Genomic DNA, 18,041 nt, shown 5'->3' on the forward strand with positions numbered 1-18,041 from the left:
GCGAGCTTGCGAGTGAACCGTTGTCACAGGGTGCCCACGAGCGGGGCCACGGAGCCTGCGAGGGGGCGTCATGAGTGAAAGCCTGTTCCAGCTCAGCCAGGCCGAGCGCGAGGCCGCGCTGCTGCCCGTGCTCACCGAGCTGACCGCCCACCACCGCGCGGCCTGCGCGCCGTACGACCGGATCCTGTCCTCGCTCGGCACGCCGACCGCGTTCGACTCGGTCGCCGACCTGCCGTGGCTGCCGGTGCGCATGTTCAAGACCCACGAGCTGCGCAGCGTCCCCGAGGACGAGGTGTTCAAGATCCTCACCTCGTCGGGCACCACCGGCTCCGGCGCCTCGCGGATCTACCTGGACAAGGAAGCCGCCGCCGCGCAGACCAAGATGCTCGGCGCCACGCTGCGGACCGTCCTGGGCAACGAGCGGCTGCCGATGCTCATGGTCGACACCGTCAGCATCATCAAGAACCGCCGCTCCTTCTCCGCGCGCGGCGCCGGTGTCCTCGGCATGGCCAACTTCGGCCGCAAACACGTCTACGTGCTCGACGAGAACGACCAGCCCGACATCGAGGCGGTCAAGAAGTTCCTCGCCGAGTTCGGCGACAAGCCGTTCCTGATCTTCGGCTTCACCTTCATGGTCTGGCTGTACCTCTACGAGGTCGCCCGCGACCACGGGCTCGACCTGTCCAACGGCATCCTGATCCACTCCGGCGGCTGGAAGAAGCTGATCGACCGCGCGGTCGACAACGCCGAGTTCCGCCGCCGGTTCAAAGAGGACACCGGGCTGACCAGGATCCACAACTACTACGGGATGATCGAGCAGATCGGCACCGTGTTCGTCGAAGGCCCGTCGGGCAACTCGCTGTACTGCCCGGACTTCGCCGACGTGGTGATCCGCGACCCGGAGACGTGGGCGGAGCAGCCGGTCGGCGTGCCGGGCGTGATCGAGGTGGTGAGCACGCTGCCGCGCTCCTACCCGGGGCACGTCCTGCTCACCGAGGACCTCGGCGTCGTCCACGGCGTCGACGACGGCGACTGGCCGGGCAAGCGGTTCTCCGTGCTCGGCAGGCTGCCCAAGGCCGAGGCCCGCGGCTGCTCGGACACCTTCTCTGGAGCCGCCGCGTGAAGATCACCCAACGGTTCCCGGCCGGTCCCGACACGGAAGTCGAAAACCTGCTGGCCGAGCTGACGGGCACCCCGGAGGGCGGCCCGCTCACTGTCGGTGACGACCGGATCGTCGACTTCCTGGTCAAGTTCGCCCGCAAGCTGCTCGCCCCGGCCACCGCGCGCCGGTTCCCGGAGCTGGCCTCGCTCGGCTTCTTCCTGCGCCGAGGTGAGATCGGCAAGGCGCTGGCCACGGCCGAGACCAGGGACGGCGTGCTGCGCTTCCCGCGCGGCCTGGCCTTCCACGTGCCGCCCGCGAACGTCGACACGATCTTCGTCTACTCGTGGGCGCTGTCGGCGCTGGCGGGCAACCGCAACGTCGTGCGCATCTCGCCCCGGTCGGCGGGCGCGGCGAGCGCGGTCATCGACGCGCTCAACGAGGCGCTCGCCGAGGCCCACCCCGCCGTCGCCCAGACCCAGCGCATGGTCACCTACGACCGCGACGACGCGGTCACCGCCGCGCTGTCCGCCGCCTGTGACCTGCGGGTCATCTGGGGTGGCGACCGCGCGGTGACCGAGGTCCGCAGGCACCCGCTCGCTCCGCACGCGCGCGACCTGACCTTCCCCGACCGGGCGTCGTTCGCCGCGGTGTCGGTCGCCGGGTGGGACGCCGCGACCGTCGAGCAGCGGCGCGACGCGGCGGTCGGCTTCTACAACGACTCGTACTGGTTCGACCAGGCCGCCTGCGCCTCGCCGCGCACGCTGTTCTGGGTCGGCGACCCCGACCGGGCGGTGACCGCGCGCACCGAGTTCCGCGCGCTCCTCGGCAAGGTCCTCGCCGACAAGCAGCACGTCGTCGAGCCCGCCATGGCCGTGCAGAAGCGGGTGTCGACCTACGGCGTCGCCGCCGACGGTCTGGCCACCGACCTGCGGTTCGACGGCAACGCGGTGGCGACGCTGGAACTGGTCGAGCCCTCGGCGGTGCCGCGCGAGTGGCTCGGCGCGGGCACCTTCCCGATGGCCACCGTCGGCTCGCTCGACGAGCTCGCGGCGGTGATCGGCCGCAAGGACCAGACACTGAGCTGCTTCGGTTTCGACCGCCCCGACCTGGTGGCGCTGGCGCACACCCTGGCGGGCCGGGGCATCGACCGAATTGTCCCGTTCGGCTCCGCGCTGACCTTCTCCGCCGTCTGGGACGGCTACGACCTGCTGGCGGAGTTCAGCAGGCTGGTCACGGTCACGGTCTGAAACCGACTTATGCTTTCTCGACCAGACGCCTCTGCGGGCGAACCCAGTCAGGAGTCCGAGGACCTTATGACCGTCGACGTCGACGTCACCCAGGAAACCGAGGCGAAGAAGGGCAGCTCGCTCAAGTCCATCGCCGTGGCGTGGGCGCGGCGTCTGCTGCTCGTCGTCGTCATCGCGGGCGCGGTGTGGACGCTGTCGCGGAACTGGAACACCGTCTGGGACACCCTCAAGACCCTCCCGTGGGGCAGCGTCCTGCTGTCGGAGCTGTCGGTCATCGTCGGTATCTCCATCGGCGTGATGGCCTGGCGCACCCTGGTCGAGGACCTCGGCCCGCACGTCGGGGTGTTCCGCTGCGCGCAGATCAACCTGGTCGGCTCGCTCGGCAAGTACGTGCCCGGCTCGGTGTGGGCGTACCTGCTGCAGATGGAACTCGCCCGCAAGGCGAAGATCGGCCGCGCGCGGATCTTCACCGCCTCCCTGGTCCAGGTGGGCCTGGCGATGGTGGCCGCCGCGCTGTTCGGGGTGCTCGCGCTGCCCGTGCTGATCGACAAGTTCCCCGGCGCGATCTTCTTCGCCGTGCTGCTGCCGGTCGGCCTGCTCGCGCTGCACCCCCGGCTCCTCAACTGGGGCACCAACAAGGTCCTCAAGCTCATCAAGCGCAGCCCGCTGGAGCGGCCGCTGCATTTCCGCATGGTCGGCGAGGCCCTCGGCTTCCAGATCGTGTCGTACTTCTTCTACGGCCTGCACCTGTGGATCCTGGCCGACGCGGTCGGCGCGGCATCGGGCCTGACCGGCCTGCTGCTGTGCACCGGCGCGGTCGCGATCGGGCTCAACGCGGGCATGTTCGTCTTCGTGCTGCCGTCCGGGGCGGGCGTGCGCGACGGCGTCATCGTCGCCGTGCTCCTCAGCGCCCTGCCGTACGGCCAGGCGCTGGCCTTCGCCGTCGTGTCCCGGGTGATGTTCCTGGTCGCCGACCTGACCACCGCCGGGGTGGCCGCGCTGCTGGCCCGCTGGCGGGTTCCCCTGCCCGCCGCCAACGCGTAGTTGTGAAGGTTTCAGGTCTCAGCTTGTGACCCGGTGATTTGCGGGCATACTCGACGGTGACCACCGCGTGCACTGGGGGCGGGGCTCCGTGCGTGATCACTAGGGGACAACTACATGCCTTCACACGGTGCATACCGTGCTGCCTTGGTCGTGGCCGCGCTGGCCACGACCGTCTTGCTGCCACAACAGGCGGCCGCGCAGGCTCCGGCTCCGGCCGCCAAGTCCGCGTCGGCCGAGATCGGCCTGGCGGGCGCGACGGCCGTCGAGCCGAACGTCCGCGAGGTCCACACCGACAAGCCGTTCTCGCTGGTCGGGGTCAAGTGGACGGGCGCGGCACCGGCCAAGGTCGAACTGCGCCACCGCGAGCCCGACGGCTCCTGGGCGGCCTGGACCACGGTCGACCCGGCCACCGACAGCGCTGACGTCCGCCGCGGGAGCGCGGGCAGCGAGCCGGTCTGGACCGGCCGCGCCGACACCGTCCAGATCCGCTCGGCCGACGTCGCCCGGCTGACCCTGGTCACCGTCGACCCCGGCGCCGACCCGGCCAAGTCCACCGTGCCCCGCGTCCAGGCCACCCCGGACCGCCCCGCCGTCGTCACCCGCGCCGAATGGGGCGCCGACGAGAGCCTCATGGGCTGGCCCGCCGAGTACGCCTCGACCACCAAGGCCGTCTCCATCCACCACACCGCGGGCACCAACGACTACACCTGCGCCGAGTCCGCCAGCCTGATCCGCGCCATCTACCGCTACCACGCCATCGACATGGACTGGGGCGACATCGGCTACAGCGCGCTCGTCGACAAGTGCGGCACCGTGTTCGAGGGCCGCACCGGCGGCCTGCAGTACCCGACCATCGGCGCGCACACCGGCGGCTTCAACACCTACGTCTTCGGCATCTCCATGCTGGGCACCTTCACCTCGGTGCCCCCCAGCGACGCCCAGCACGAGGCCGTCTCCCGGATCGCGGCGTGGAAGCTCGGCGGCAGCTACCGCAACCCGCTGGGCACCACCCAGCTGACGTCGAAGGGCGGCGGCACCGCGCGCTGGCCCGCGGGCACCACGGTCACCCTGCCGGTGATCTTCGGCCACCGCGACAGCGGCTTCACCGAGTGCCCCGGCGATCTCGGCTACGCCAACCTGGGCAACATCCGCACCCGGGTCGCCACCCTGATCGACGAGGCGAACACCTGGAACTCCCCGATCTACCAGAAGTGGAACGCCGCGGGCGGCGACAACAGCTTCTACGGCGGCGTCTACGAGGTCGAGGCACCCCTCGGCGACGGACGGAGCGCGCGGTTCGAGTCCGGCAACGTCCGGGTCACCAGCCACCCGACCCACGGCACCCGCTGGTTCTCCGGCGCGGTGCAGGCCAAGTGGCTGGCGGGCGGCGCGCAGGGCATCTACGGCTGGCCCACCGCAGACCAGACGTCGGTGCCGATCCCCGGCGGGCAGGGCGTCGTCGTCCCGTTCTCCAACGACTACCGGCTCTACTACAGCGGCGCGACGGGCGCGGTCGCGTTCTGGGGGACGTGGTCGTACTACTTCGACTCTCGTTCCGGTACAGCCAAATACGGTGTGCCGATCGCCGACCCGGTGGCCATCGACGCCACGACGTACTGGCAGGACTTCACCGCCGGTTACCGGATCTACCAGATCGCGGGTCCCGGATTGGTCACCGTCGAGCCGCCGATCCGCGCGTTCCATGCGGTGACGCCGAATCTGGGACTTCCCGCCAACGAGACCTACCACTGGCCGGATGGCTCGATCGAGCAGCGGTTCACCGGGGGGAACGTGCTGTGCACACCCGGGGGCGGATGCGCGATGGCCGAGGCCATCGGCACTCGCGCGATGCGGCAGAAGTACAACGAGATGGGCGGCGGCGGCCCGCTGGAGATCGTGGTCGGTTCGGGATTCGACCAGTACGCGATCTTCACCAAGTGGGGCACCACGGTGGCGATCACCTGGAACAAGACGGTGGGCGCGCACTGGTTCTCCGGCGCGATCTACGACAAGTGGAACAGCGGCGGCAGGTCAGGCTCGGCGGTGGCCGACCAGTCCGCGATCGGGTCGGTCGGCGCCGCCGCGGCGTTCGACAAGGACTACTCGATCTACTTCTCCGGGCCCACGGGCGCGCACCGGCTTTCTGGGCTGGTGCGCCAGAAGTACTGGGAACTTGGGCACACCACCGGAATCGCGGGCTACCCGACCAGCGACGTCGCCGACGCGGGCGCGGGCGGCCAGTTCGCCGACTTCCAGAACCTGGTCAGCATCTATGCCTCGCCGTCGACCGGCGGCCACTGGATCTCCGGTGCGCTGCGCCAGCGCTACCGCGACGGTGGTGGCCCGGCCGCCTTCGGGCTGCCGACCTCCGACCAGTACCCCACCAGCGGCCCGTCAGGCGAATCCGGCCTGTACGTCCTGTTCGGACCGAACCGGGTGATCCTGTGGACGGCCTCGATCGGAGCCAAGTTCGTGCACGACGGGTTCCTCTCCGAATTGCGCTCGGGCGGGGATGTCGCGGCGTTCGGATTCCCCGGCTACGAAGTGCTGCCGATCACCGGCACGACAGCCCGTTTCCAGCAGTTCGCCCGGGCGACGGTTTTCGAACGCGAGACGAACTACGTCACACTCGGTTGGGCTCTGCGCGACACCTGGTGGGCATCCGGGGGAGTCGGCGGTCCGTTGGGGCTGCCCGCGTCCGATATAACGAAGGCCAATGGCATCTGGCGGCAGAGCTTCGATCATGGCACAGTGCAGTGCACTGACCTCGCCGCGGCGAACACCTGCCAGGTAACGGTTTCCGGGTGACTGTCCACGTGGGGCTTGTCTATCGGTGGGCAAGCCCCACGTGTTACCGCTCAACCAAAAATAGCGCCACATAGTTATTGCGGCGACGCCGAAAGTTCATAACGATCGCCGGGCTTTTCCGGCATACTTGCGAAGTATTTCTCGTACGCGGCCTCTGGGTGGGTCTCACGGCCGCTCTTCCTATGGGGGACCTTGCATGGGTTCTAACCGTCCAATTCGGGCTGCCTTCGTGGCTGCGCTCGCGGCGGGCTCGGTCGTGCTGACCGCGCTCCCCGCACTCGCGCAGCAGGCCCCGACGACTCCGACCACTCCGTCTACTTCGGACTCCGCGGTCACCGCGGCGCCCGCCGAGCAGGCGCCCGCCGCGCAGCAGGCACCGGCCGCTCCCGCGGCCGAGCCCGCTCCGGCGGCAGATGAGCCGGACGCGGGCACGCTCGCGATCCAGCAGAAGTACGCCACCTTCGGTGAGAGCGGCCCGCTCTCCGAGATCACCACCGCGGCCGACGGCGGCAAGTTCGCCAGCTTCGCCAAGTGGGGCACCACGGTCGTCATCACGTGGAACTCCGCCTACGGCGCGCACTGGTTCTCCGGTGCGATCGCGGCCAAGTGGACCGCGGCGGGTGGCGCCGACGTCTACGGCTACGCGGTGGCCGACCAGGGTGCGACCATCGGCCGCCCGGGTGCGGCCGCGGGTTTCGACAAGGGCTTCTCGGTCTACTACAGCGACAGCACCGGCGCGCACACGCTCTCCGGTGAGGTCCGCTCGAAGTACTGGGCGCTTGGCCACACCGCGGGCTCCTTCGGCTTCCCGGAGACCGACAACCTGATCCTCCCGCCGAGCGAGAACAACGTCGCGGGCGAGTTCGCGCAGTTCCAGGGCCAGGTCTCGATCTTCGACCCGAGCAACGGCCCGGCGGTCTGGATCTCCGGCGCGCTGCGCCAGAAGTTCTGGAACATGGGCAGCATCGCGGGTCTTGGCTACCCGGTCTCCGACCAGGAGTTCTACTTCAACCGCCAGGGCTACACCGTCGAGCTGCCCAAGGGCCGCACGATCTACTGGACCGCCCAGACCGGTGCCACCCTGCTCGAGGACGGCCCCGTGAAGGCCAAGTACCTCGCGCTCGGCGGCATCCAGAGCAACTTCGGCTTCCCGGAGACCGACGTCCTCGACACCCCGGGTGTGGCGGGCAAGTTCGCGCAGTTCCAGGGCCAGGTCAGCATCTTCTGGTCCGAGCCGACCGGCGCGCACTGGATCTCCGGCGCGCTGCGCCAGCGGTTCTGGAACAACGGCAGCATCGGCCGCTTCGGTCTGCCCACCTCCGACCAGCTGGGCACGGGCGACATCTGGGGCAACAGCGGCCTGTACATCCTGTTCGGCGCGGACAAGGCGATCCTGTGGAACGCGGGCGTCGGCGCCTTCGAGGTGTCCGGCGACTTCCTGGCCCGCCTGCGGTCCGACGGCGACGTCAAGTACTACGGCTTCCCGAACACCGAGCGCATCGGCCTGCCCGGCCGCTCGACCTTCCAGCAGTTCGCGCACGCGTCGATCTTCGAGACCCCGTACGGTCCGCTGACCGTCGGCTGGGTCATGCGTGAGGGCTGGTGGTACCTCGGCGGCTACACCGGCACCCTCGGCATGCCGACCGCCATGGAGTACTACCCGTACGACGCGTTCGTGGTGCAGCAGTTCGAGAACGGGTACCTCTACTGCGACTTCCGCCCGGCCAACCCCGACGACGACTACTGCGACTGGGAGTACGGCACCTCGCCGTACCCGCACACGCAGAACTCGACGGCGGCGGCGGACAAGAAGTCCGCGGTGGCGCCGGTCCGCGATGGCCGGTTCGTCATCCGCGCGACTGAGCGCAACTGATACACCCCTGATATCCCGACGCGGGCTCGGCGGTACTCCGCCGAGCCCGCTGCGGCGTTCTGGGTTCTACTTGGGACATCGCGCCCGACCATGCGGCGCGGCCCCCCTTTCTCGGAGGACGATGTCATGCGCGTGGGCGCATTGCGCACGGTGAAGGTCGCGGCGCTGGTCGCGGCCCTGGCGCTGGGGACCGTGGCTCCCGCGGCGGCCCAGGACCAGGGCACGGCCGCGATCCAGCAGAAGTACGCCGAACTCGGCGGCGGTGGCCCGCTCGGCGACTGGGCCGACCTGCCCGGTGGCGGCAAGGTCGCCCGGTTCGCGAAGTGGGGCACGACGGTCGCGATCACATGGGCGTCGGGCTGGGGTGCGCACTGGTTCTCCGGCAACATCAACGCCAAGTGGCAGCCGTCGTTCGGTGCCGCGGTCGCCGACCAGGGCCCGACCGTGGGCAGGCCGGGGGCCGCCGCGGGGTACGCCAACGGCGTGTCGATCTACTACAGCGACGCCACCGGCGCGCACGCGCTGTCGGGTCCCGTGCGGCAGAAGTACTGGGAGATGGGGCACACCGCGGGTGCGCTCGGCTTCCCGGAGACCGACGTGCTGCCGGTCGAGGGTGGCACGTTCGCCCAGTTCCAGGGCATGGTCAGCATCTTCGCCAAGAACGGCGCCGCGCCGCACTGGATCTCCGGCGCGCTGCGCCAGAAGTTCTGGGACGGTGGCAGCCTCGGGGTGCTCGGCTTCCCGGCCAGTGACCAGCAGATCACGTCGGGCCGGTCCGGCTATGTGATCGACTTCGACGGCGGCAAGGGCATCTACTGGTCTGCGGAGACCGGCGCGACGCTGCTCGACGGCCCGGCCAACCAGAAGTACGCCGCGCTCGGCGGCACCGCGAGCGTGTTCGGCTTCCCCATCACCGACACCGTCGCTGTCGCCGGTGGCACCCGGACCCGGTTCCAGGGCACGGTCGAGATCCTGTGGTCGGCGGAGACCGGCGCGCACTGGCTGTCCGGCGCGCTCGCGGCGTTGTTCTGGAACTCCATCGGCGGGACCGACAAGCTCGGCTTCCCGACCACCGACCAGCTCCCGACCTCGGGGGCGAGCGGGCTCTACGTGCTGTTCGGCCCGTCGGCGGCGATCCTCTGGGGTGCGGGCACCGGAGCTCAGTTCGTGCACGACGCGTTCCTCGACCGGCTGCGCGCCGATGGCGACGTGGCGCGCTACGGCCTGCCGCAGACCGGCGTGCTCGACCTGGCGGGCCGGGACGGCTGGGCGTTCCAGCAGTTCGGCACCGCGTCGATCTTCCAGGGCCCGGAGGGCACGGCGTTCACGGTCGGCTGGCAGGTGCGCTCGACGTGGTGGCAGCTCGGCGGCTATACCGGCGCGCTTGGCCTGCCGTTGGACAACCAGGCTGACCTGGGCAATCGGATCGAGCAGCGATTCGAGGGCGGCGTCGCGGGCTGCTACTACGGCTCGCAGAACGCCTGTTACTGGTCGCCGTTCGCCTGATCGGCACGACATCCGAGGAGCCAGGGACTGTGATCGGGTCCCTGGCTCCTTGGTGCAAGGCGGCTCCATCTGGTACGAGTACGGTCTGAGGAGAGTGGTCCCCATGTCGGTACATCAGTCCTGTGCCCGCACCGCGGCCGTGCTCGCCCTGCTGACACTCGGCGTGGCGACCCCGGTCACGGCGAGCGCCCAGGAGCCCACCAAGGACGTGTCCGCCGCGGTCATGTCCGACACCGGCGTCGACGCGATCAAGGCCAAGTACTCGGCCCTGGGCGGCGGGTCGCCGCTGGAGGGCCCGACCACGCAGGCCGACGGGACGCTCACCGGGTTCTTCCGGAAGTGGAACACCCGCGTCGCCATCACCTGGCACCCCGACCACGGCGCGCACTGGTTCTCCGGCGCCATCGAGGCGCGCTGGGAGGCCGACCTGGCCACCGCGCCCCACGGTGCCGCGGTCGCCGACCAGGCCGCCACCGCGGGCAGGCCCGGCGCGGCCACCGCGTTCGCACGCGGCGCGTCGATCTACTACAGCGACGGCACCGGCGCCCACGTGCTGTCCGGCGCGGTTCGCGCCAAGTACTGGGCGCTCGGTGCGACGGCCAGCACGTTCGGTTTCCCGGTCACCGATGTCGCCAGGACCTCGGGTGCCGCGGGCACCTACGCCAACTTCGACGGCGCGGTCACCATCCACGCCGCGGACGGCGGCCGCGGCCTCTGGTTCAGCGGGGAGCTGCGAAAGCGCTTCCACGAGCTCGGCGGCTACGCCGCACTCGGGATCCCGACCACCGACCAGGCCCCGACACCCAACAACGGGTGGTTCTTCGACATGGGTCCCGACCGGTCCATGTACTGGTCAGCCGAGACCGGGGCGCGGGTGCTGTCGGCCGAGGTGCACGCCAAGTACCTCGAGTTCAACTCGGTCAAGGGCCCGTTCGGGCTCCCGGTCACCGACGTGCTCGCAACGCCGGACCTGCCAGGCGAGTTCGCCCAGTTCCAGAACGCGGTGAGCATCTTCTGGTCCAAGGCGACCGGCGCGCACTGGATCTCGGGCGCGCTGCGCCAGGAGTTCTGGGACAACGGCAGCCTGGCCGGGCTCGGCTTCCCCACCTCGGACCAACTGCCGACCGCGGGCGTCAGCGGCCTCTACGTGCTCTTCGGCGACGACCGCGCGATCATCTGGGGCAGCGACAGCGGCGCCCACTTGGTCAAGGGCGCGATCCTCGCCAAGCTGCGCGCCGACGGTGACGTCGCCGTCGACGGGCTGCCGGAGTACGACGAGATGGACCTCGACGGCACGCGGCGGTTCCAGCAGTTCCGGCAGGCGTCGATCTTCACAGTGCCCACCGGCGGCGCGGTGACCGTCCGCGGGCTGATCCGCGCGGAGTGGTGGCGCCAGGGCGGGTGGACCGGCAAGCTCGGCCTGCCGGTCGCCGACGAGGTGCGCAAGCCCGACGTCACCGTGCAGCAGTTCGCGAACGGACGCATCGAGTGCCGGAGCACTCGATGCGTCGCGATTATCGGCTGACCGTCAGAGCGCGTTCGTCGCCTGCGTGCGCGGCGCGGCCGCGGTGCCGGTGTTCGCGGCGTTCCTGGTCGGGACTCCGCTGTCGTGCACGGCGCGCAGGATGAACACCGGGCGCCTGCGGGCGTCGTCACCGGCGCGCCACGTGTACTCGCCCAGCCCGCCGAACACCGACAGCTGCAGGCCCGCGAAGAAGAACACCGCGGAGAGCACCAGCAGCCAGCCCACGGGCGCGGTCCAGGAGATCAGCGCGACGAGCAGCGTGGCCAGCGCGCCCAGGAACCCGACGAAACCGATCCCCAGGCCCATCAGGAACGTGATCAGGAAGGGCGCGGACGAGAACTCCACGAAGGAGTCGATCACCAGGCGGATCTTCTTCTTGTTGGTCCACTTGCTCTTGCCCGCAGGGCGGGGGAGCTGCTCGAAGTAGATCGAGGTCTGGGTGAAGCCGGTCCACGCGACCATGCCCATGACGTTGCGGTTGCGCTCGGGCATCTGGTTGACCACGTCGATGACCGCGCGCGAGATCAGCGCCTGCGACGGGCCTTCCTGCGGGAAGGTGGGGCCGTCGGCCATCCGGGTGAAGACCACGGAGAACTTGCGCGACATCCAGTTCGCGACACCCTTGGGCACCGCGCGGGTCTGCCGCAGGCCCCAGACGATGTCGTTGCCCGCCTGCCACGCGTCGATGAACCGGCCGATGGCCTCCACCGGTTCCTGCAGGTCGGTGCTGACGGTGATCGCGGCGTCGCCGCGGCTCAGCGCCAGGCCCGCGGTGATCGCCGCGTGCGACCCGAAGTTGCGCGACAGCGTCGCGACCCTGGCGACGTCGCCCTCGCGCAGCGCGGACTTGACGATCTCGGCGGTGTTGTCGACCGAGCCGTCGTCGACCAGCACCAGCTCGAAGTCCATGTCCGGCCGGTAGGCGCGGATCTCCCGGAAGAACTCGACCAGGCCGACGGCGTTGTCGGCTTCGTTGAACGCCGGGGCGAGGATGGTCACCAGCGGTCGACGGGTCCCGTTCACGGGCTGCTCAGGCGTGGTCACGGGCGAACGCCCCCTTCTGCGGAGTTCGTGGTGCCGACCGGCTCCGGCGTGCGGTCGAGGTCGGCGAAGGATGAGGTGTCGATGTCGGTCGGGGCGTCGGCCGTGCGGGGACGGCGCCTGCGCAGCAGCCAGGGCACGATCGCGAGGCCCAGGGTGAGGGTCCCACCGGCGATGTAGCCCGCGATGCCCGCGGTGAACCCGGGCGGGGTCCACTTGAGTTCGATCTCGCCGCTGGTGGTGCCCTTGGGCAGCGGGACCTCGACCAGGCCCGCGAACCCGGTGCCGACCGGGACCTCGGTGCCGTTCACGGTCGCGGTGTAGCCCGGCCAGTTGAGCCTGGCGAAGGTCAGCTTCGCCTCACCGTCGGCGTTGTCGCGGGTGAAGCGGACCTTCTCGTCGATGCGGTCGGTCTTGGCGTCGGAGTCGATGGTGACGCAGTCGGGGACGTGGGAGAGCCTGCCGTCGGGGAAGCGCGGCGGGTCGGTGCGCTTCCAGACGGTGGTCAGGCCGCTGTCCTCGTCCTCCACCGACCGGTGCCAGCCCGCGGGCGCGGTCCAGTTCGAGGTGTTGGTCAGCGCGTTCTGGACGACGACGGTCCTGGCGTTGATGAGGTCGGCGAAGGTCGCCCCGTCGTAGCCTGGGACGGTGCGGAACAGGCGGTTCCACGCGTCCGGGCAGGTCGTGGAGCCCTCGTACTGCGCACACAGCTTCTCGTCGAGCTTGGTGTAGCCGATGCCGCTGTAGGCGGTCGTGCTCTCCACGCCCGCGACGCTGTAGAGGTTGCCCCACAGCATGTCCTGGTAGGCCTTGTCGGGCAGCAGGCTGCCCGGCGGGACCTTGTAGAGGTCGGCGATCTGCACAGTGAGGCCGTCGTACTTGGCGAACCGCTCCTCGATCAGCGCGCGGCTGTTGGGGAACTGGTAGTTGTTGACGTTGTACCAGCCCGGGAACCACGTGACCTGCAACGCCAGCACGAGCAGGGTGCCGAGGGCGAACACGCCGTAGCCGAGCCTGCTGATCACGTCGAAGCGGATGAGCGCGGCCACCAGCACCACGACGACCAGCGCGCTGAGCGCGTGCCGGTGCGCCTGCGCGGGCACGTCCGACCAGGCCAGGTAGGCGCCCACGAAGATGATGCCCAGCGAGCCGATGGCACGCCGCCGCCAGTGGGTGCGAACGAGGCCCTCGGTGGCCATGACGGCGAACAGCAGGCCGACGGCGAACCACATGAAGTCGATGAGCCGCAGCGGCCAGCGGAACATCCACACCTGCGACGGGCCGAGCATCAGCAGCAGGTAGATCGCGCCGAACAGGTAGATGCCCGACAGGGAGCGCCACCGCTCGCGCAGCACCCGCCAGCGCAGCCACGGGAGCAGCGGCAGCACGAACCAGGCCAGGTACATCACCGGGACGGTCAGGTACGGCACGTTGAAGTTGACGATGTACGGCTGGAACGACGGCGTGCTCATCCCCATGAAGTCGGTCAGCGTGGGGGCGAGGAACTCGTCGTTGTAGGTCTTGCTGCCCGCGCGGTAGCCGACGTGCGAGGTCAGCAGCAGCGGCAGGTAGACGAGCACGTTCATCATCAGGACCGCGGCACCGGACAGCACCAGGCCGACGATCTTCGGCCGCTTGCCCGACACCCACGCCTCGACCATCACGCCGAGGAAGACGAAACCGGTGCTGAGCAGGCCGTACGGGTTGCCCAGCGAGCAGCACAGGTACCCGGCGACGACGACCCAGACCAGCGAGCCGCCGTTGTGCAGCACCCGGCGGGCCGTCCACCACAGCCACGGCGTGAACGCGGTCAGGATCAGCGCGTTCACCCAGGCCGTGCCGTCGACGAACAGCGAGTACCCGGCCAGCGGGAGCGCGGCGCCGAGGGTGGCGGCCACGGTCGGGCGCACGGCGTAGCCGCGGGCGAGCAGGTAGGTGCCGCCCGCCATCACCATCATGAAGAACGTCTTGGCGAAGGTGATCGCGATCGCCATGTTGTCGATGTAGTACGTGCCGATCGCGACCGCGACGACGACCGGGTTCCACATGCCGCCGACGCCCTCGGCGGCGAAGTTGCCGCCGCGCCACATCTCCAGCTCGAGCAGCGGGATGCGGCCCTTGGTGACCGACTCGGCCATCTGCAGCCAGTTCGGCAGACCGGCGGCCGCGGTGTCGTCCCACAGATAGAAGATGTGGTTCCGGATCAGCGGGAGCGCCGCGCCGACGCCGACCACCAGCAGCATCAGCAGCGGCGGCAGCAGCCGGGGGAACCCGCGCCGACCGCGTGCGGAGTCGGGCTCGTCGGTGTCGGCAGGCCCGGTCGTACCCACGCTCATGTGCGGAACCATTCTCAGCTCGTAGCGGGTCGGGGATCCGCGACCTAAGCCGTACCCACGTACGGGTGACGGCTGGTGCACAGAACAGTCGAACACGGTACAGACGTAGACTCCTGGCCCGGTTGTCAACCCCCGTTGTTCCGGCCCGGCCCGAGGAGTTCCCCGCGTGAACCAGATCCATCCTTCCGCGCTCGTCGGCGACGGTGTCGAGCTGGGTGCCAATGTGACCGTGGGCCCCGGCGCGGTGCTGCTCGGCCCGCTCGTGGTGGGCGACGACTGCTGGATCGGACCCGGCTGCGTCATCGGGACCCCGCCGGAGATCAGCAGCCTGCGGCACAACCGCGCGTGGGACGGCGACCTCGACCACGTCGGCGTCGAGATCGGCCCGCGCACGGTCGTGCGCGAGCTGACGACCATCCACCAGGGCAGCTACCGCCGCACCCGGATCGGCGCCGACTGCTGGCTGCTCAACCGCGTCTACGTCGCCCACGACGGGCTCATCGGCGACGGCGTGACCCTGTCGGCCGGGGTGAGCCTCGGCGGCCACGCCCAGATCGGGGACAAGGTCAACATCGGGATGAACGCGGTGCTGCACCAGCGCCGCGTCGTCGGCCCGGGCGCGATGGTCGGCATGGGCACGGCGATCACCCGGGACGTCCCCCCGTTCGCGATGGCCTATGGCAGCCCGGTGCGGCTGCGCGGGGTGAACTCCGTCGGGATGACCAGGGCCGGGGTCGACGCCGACGCGATCGCGCTGCTCAGCGACAGCTACACCCGCGATGTGGTGCCCGCGGAGATCCCGGCCGCGCTGGCCGCCGCGTTCGAGTGGTGGACGGCCGCCGAGCCCGCGCGCCCTCTCGCGGGCGCCGCCGCGCACGCCTGACCAAGCACACCAAGTCGCCGTTGCCAATCCCCAAGCGGGTAAACTGCGGAGGCTCAGCGCGCGCTGTGTCGGCGAGCGCCAACCCGCGACCCCCTCGAGAGACGTGACGGACAAGCCTGATTTCCCCAAGCTTCCCCCGGCGTTCGAGCTCCTGGATGAGAGCGGCGTCGGATTGGCCAACGGCGACGGTCTGCTCGACGAACGGGAGCGCGCTCTCGTCGTCGGCGCCGCCAACTTCCAGGCCCTGACCCGGCCCGGCCAGACCATTCGCCTGACCGTGCTGCGCGGCCCCGGCGGCAGCCTGCCGTCGCTGACCGACGAGCAGACCACCACGATCGAATGGGACGACGACCGCGAGGTCGTCGGCTCGGTCGTGCTGCGCAGCCTCGTGCACACCACCTCGGCCGCCGTCGACTCCGACGGGCTGGTCGACCTGGTGATCGACGTCGGCGGTGGCGAGTCGACCGCGTCGGCCTACCACCAGCTGCCCGGTATCAAGGGCGCGGTGCGGCGGGCCGTGCGGTTCACCGTGCCGATCCAGTTCGACGCGCTGCGCCAGTTCCGCACCGACGTCGTCGAGCGCAAGTACCGCGCGCGCGACCTCGGCCGCAAGGCGGGTGTGCGCATCGACCGCGGTGCCGCGGCGATCGAGCAGGGCAAGACCCCGGCGGTGCTGTTCGGCATCCACTGGCTCGAACTCGGCGGTGCCGAGCGGTGGGCGCTGGAGACGGTGCAGCTGGCCAAGGAGGCCGGGCTCACCCCCATCGTCATCACCGACCGGCCGTCGAGCCACCCGTGGATCACCCGGCCCGAGTTCGACGGCGCCATCGTCATCCCGCTGACCCACCCGCTCGCGCCCGACAGCGAGTCGACGCTGCTCAACGGCATCCTCTCGATGTACGACGTGCGCGGCGTGCACGTGCACCACTGCACGTGGCTCTACGAGCGGCTGCCGTGGCTCAAGGCGATCCGGCCGGACATCCCGGTCGTCGACTCGCTGCACATCCTGGAGTGGCGCACCGGCGGCTTCGTCGACATCTCGGTGCGCATGTCCAACGTCATCGACACCCACCACGTGATCTCGCCGCAGCTGCGCGACTACCTGGTGGGCAAGCAGAACATCGGGAAGGACAAGGTCGCGCTGGCCACCCTGGCCAACCTGACCGTCCCCCGGGACGCGCCCCCGTCGGTCGAGGGCGGGCCGTTCACCGTCGCGTTCGTCGGCCGGTTCACCCAGCAGAAGCGGCCGTACCTGTTCCTCAAGCTGTGCGCCGAGCTGAAGCGCAACGCCCCGGGCGAGGTCCGCTTCATCATGCACGGCGACGGCGAGCTGTCCGGCGAGGTGCACGGCCTGCGCGCCCGCCTGGGCCTGTCCGACGTGCTGGAGATCCGCGGTCCTGACCGCCCGGTCCCGCAGACCCTGGCCGAGGCCGACGTGCTCGTCATCTCCTCGGACAACGAGGGCCTGACCCTCACCTCGTTCGAGGCGTCGGCCGCGGGCGTGCCCGTCGTGTCGTCCGACGTCGGCTCGCAGGCATCGCTCATCGCCGACGAACTGCTCTGCCCGCGCCACCCCTACCCGTTCATCCGCACCGCGGCCGACCGGATCGGCACCATGATGACCTCGCCGCAGCGGCGCGAGGCCTGGCTCGCCGAGCAGCGGACGAAGTCGATCGCGTTCGCGGCCCTGCCCGACGCCCGGTCGTGGATCCGCGACCTCTACGAAGGATGGATGCAGTGACCTCTGTCGCCGCCGTTGTCGTCACGTTCAACCGGAAGGACAAGCTGACCACGGTCCTGGACCACGTCCTGGCCCAGACTCTGCGCCCGTCCTGGGTCGTCGTGGTCGACAACGCCTCCACCGACGGCACCGCCGAGGTCCTGGCCGACTACGTCAAGCGCGACGACCGCGTGGTCGTGGTCAGCCTCGACACCAACACCGGCGGCGCGGGCGGCTTCGCCACCGGCATGGCTCGCGGCTACGAGCTCGGCGCCGACTTCGTCTGGATCATGGACGACGACTGCTACCCGAACGAAGATGCCCTCGAGGAGCTGGTCAACGGCCACGCGAAGGCCGAGGCCACCCTGGGCACCCAGCTGCCGTACGCGTGTTCGCTGGTCAAGTACATCGACGGCAACATCTGCGAGATGAACAACCCGGGCACCACCTGGGACTGGGGCAGGCTCATCTCCAAGGGCGAGCAGAGTGTGCTGGTCACCCACTGCTCGTTCGTCTCGGTGCTGTTCCCGCGGTGGACGCTGACCCGCTTCGGCCTGCCGCTGAAGGAGTACTTCATCTGGTTCGACGACCAGGAGTACACCCTGCGCGTCACCAAGGACGCCCCCGGCGTCCAGGTGCTCAGCAGCGTCGTCGTGCACGACATGGGCGTCAACCGGGGCGTCAACTTCGGCGACGTCACCCCGGCGAACGTGTGGAAGTTCGAGTACGGCGCCCGCAACGAGGCCTCCTACCGCCTCCACCACGAGAACCCGGTCGCCTTCGCCAAGTTCGTCGCCCGCCTTGTCGCGGGCCTGCGTGGCGGCGGCGTGGCGTGGCCGCTGCGCGTGCGGCTGCTCAAGAAGGTCATCCAGGGCGTCCGCTTCAACCCGAAGCCGGACTTCCCGCGCTCGGTCCTGTAAGCGGTTGGGCCCGGCCGCGAGGCCGGGCCACCGCTC

Annotated in this window: 12 protein-coding genes; 10 read left to right on the forward strand and 2 right to left on the reverse strand. The window is 70.1% G+C overall.

Annotated elements, in window-relative coordinates:
* Positions 1-70 precede the first annotated feature (70 nt).
* The 7 genes from ACSHT8_RS23930 to ACSHT8_RS23960 all read left to right on the forward strand — a co-directional run bounded on the left by ACSHT8_RS23930 (position 71) and on the right by ACSHT8_RS23960 (position 11,105).
* A complete protein-coding gene (locus ACSHT8_RS23930; protein ID WP_436493139.1) occupies positions 71-1,123 on the forward strand; it encodes an acyl-protein synthetase in 1,053 nt (350 codons plus the stop codon).
* Positions 1,120-2,349, forward strand: a complete 1,230-nt coding sequence (locus ACSHT8_RS23935; protein ID WP_436493140.1) for an acyl-CoA reductase — start codon at positions 1,120-1,122, stop codon at positions 2,347-2,349. The genes ACSHT8_RS23930 and ACSHT8_RS23935 overlap by 4 nt, the downstream gene beginning before the upstream one ends.
* Positions 2,350-2,415: 66 nt before the next feature.
* Positions 2,416-3,393 (forward strand): lysylphosphatidylglycerol synthase domain-containing protein, encoded by a 978-nt coding sequence (locus ACSHT8_RS23940; protein WP_436493141.1) that lies wholly within the window; start codon positions 2,416-2,418, stop codon positions 3,391-3,393.
* A gap of 150 nt (positions 3,394-3,543) precedes the next feature.
* Positions 3,544-6,201, forward strand: a complete 2,658-nt coding sequence (locus ACSHT8_RS23945; protein WP_436502163.1) for an N-acetylmuramoyl-L-alanine amidase — start codon at positions 3,544-3,546, stop codon at positions 6,199-6,201.
* Positions 6,202-6,430: 229 nt separating this feature from the next.
* Entirely contained in the window at positions 6,431-8,074 is a 1,644-nt protein-coding gene (locus ACSHT8_RS23950) for an LGFP repeat-containing protein (protein WP_436493142.1), read from the forward strand.
* A 126-nt stretch (positions 8,075-8,200) separates the two neighbouring features.
* Positions 8,201-9,580, forward strand: coding sequence for an LGFP repeat-containing protein (locus ACSHT8_RS23955; protein WP_436493143.1), 1,380 nt, complete (start codon positions 8,201-8,203; stop codon positions 9,578-9,580).
* Between the two features lie 103 nt (positions 9,581-9,683).
* Positions 9,684-11,105 carry an LGFP repeat-containing protein gene (locus tag ACSHT8_RS23960; RefSeq protein WP_436493144.1) on the forward strand — a complete coding sequence of 474 codons (1,422 nt, stop codon included), beginning with the start codon at positions 9,684-9,686 and terminating at the stop codon, positions 11,103-11,105.
* Between the two features lie 3 nt (positions 11,106-11,108).
* On the opposite strand, the gene ACSHT8_RS23965 is transcribed toward ACSHT8_RS23960, so the two are convergent.
* On the reverse strand, positions 11,109-12,149 hold the full coding sequence (locus ACSHT8_RS23965) for a glycosyltransferase family 2 protein (RefSeq protein ID WP_436493145.1): 1,041 nt from the start codon (positions 12,147-12,149) through the stop codon (positions 11,109-11,111).
* Positions 12,146-14,482 carry a hypothetical protein gene (locus tag ACSHT8_RS23970; RefSeq protein WP_436493146.1) on the reverse strand — a complete coding sequence of 779 codons (2,337 nt, stop codon included), beginning with the start codon at positions 14,480-14,482 and terminating at the stop codon, positions 12,146-12,148. Before ACSHT8_RS23970 ends, ACSHT8_RS23965 begins: the two co-directional genes overlap by 4 nt.
* A 166-nt stretch (positions 14,483-14,648) precedes the next feature.
* Between ACSHT8_RS23970 and ACSHT8_RS23975 the strand changes: the two genes are divergently transcribed.
* The 3 genes from ACSHT8_RS23975 (at position 14,649) to ACSHT8_RS23985 (ending at position 18,005) form a co-directional block, all read left to right on the forward strand.
* Complete coding sequence (locus tag ACSHT8_RS23975; RefSeq protein WP_436493147.1) at positions 14,649-15,365, forward strand: DapH/DapD/GlmU-related protein; 717 nt, start codon at positions 14,649-14,651, stop codon at positions 15,363-15,365.
* Positions 15,366-15,468: 103 nt separating this feature from the next.
* Complete coding sequence (locus tag ACSHT8_RS23980; protein WP_436493148.1) at positions 15,469-17,106, forward strand: glycosyltransferase; 1,638 nt, start codon at positions 15,469-15,471, stop codon at positions 17,104-17,106.
* Positions 17,094-18,005 (forward strand): glycosyltransferase, encoded by a 912-nt coding sequence (locus tag ACSHT8_RS23985; RefSeq protein ID WP_436493149.1) that lies wholly within the window; start codon positions 17,094-17,096, stop codon positions 18,003-18,005. Before ACSHT8_RS23980 ends, ACSHT8_RS23985 begins: the two co-directional genes overlap by 13 nt.
* The last annotated feature ends 36 nt before the right edge of the window (positions 18,006-18,041 follow it).

Source organism: Actinokineospora sp. HUAS TT18 (assembly GCF_051364635.1).
GTDB lineage: Bacteria > Actinomycetota > Actinomycetes > Mycobacteriales > Pseudonocardiaceae > Actinokineospora.

What these genes read in the sequence shown, in the direction of transcription:
- ACSHT8_RS23930 (WP_436493139.1), top strand. Translation starts at nt 71, where the DNA reads ATGAGTGAAAGCCTGTTCCAGCTCAGCCAGGCCGAGCGCGAGGCCGCG.
- ACSHT8_RS23940 (WP_436493141.1), top strand. Translation starts at nt 2,416, where the DNA reads ATGACCGTCGACGTCGACGTCACCCAGGAAACCGAGGCGAAGAAGGGC.
- ACSHT8_RS23955 (WP_436493143.1), top strand. Translation starts at nt 8,201, where the DNA reads ATGCGCGTGGGCGCATTGCGCACGGTGAAGGTCGCGGCGCTGGTCGCG.
- ACSHT8_RS23960 (WP_436493144.1), top strand. Translation starts at nt 9,684, where the DNA reads ATGTCGGTACATCAGTCCTGTGCCCGCACCGCGGCCGTGCTCGCCCTG.
- ACSHT8_RS23970 (WP_436493146.1), bottom strand. Translation starts at nt 14,482, where the DNA reads ATGAGCGTGGGTACGACCGGGCCTGCCGACACCGACGAGCCCGACTCC.
- ACSHT8_RS23985 (WP_436493149.1), top strand. Translation starts at nt 17,094, where the DNA reads ATGGATGCAGTGACCTCTGTCGCCGCCGTTGTCGTCACGTTCAACCGG.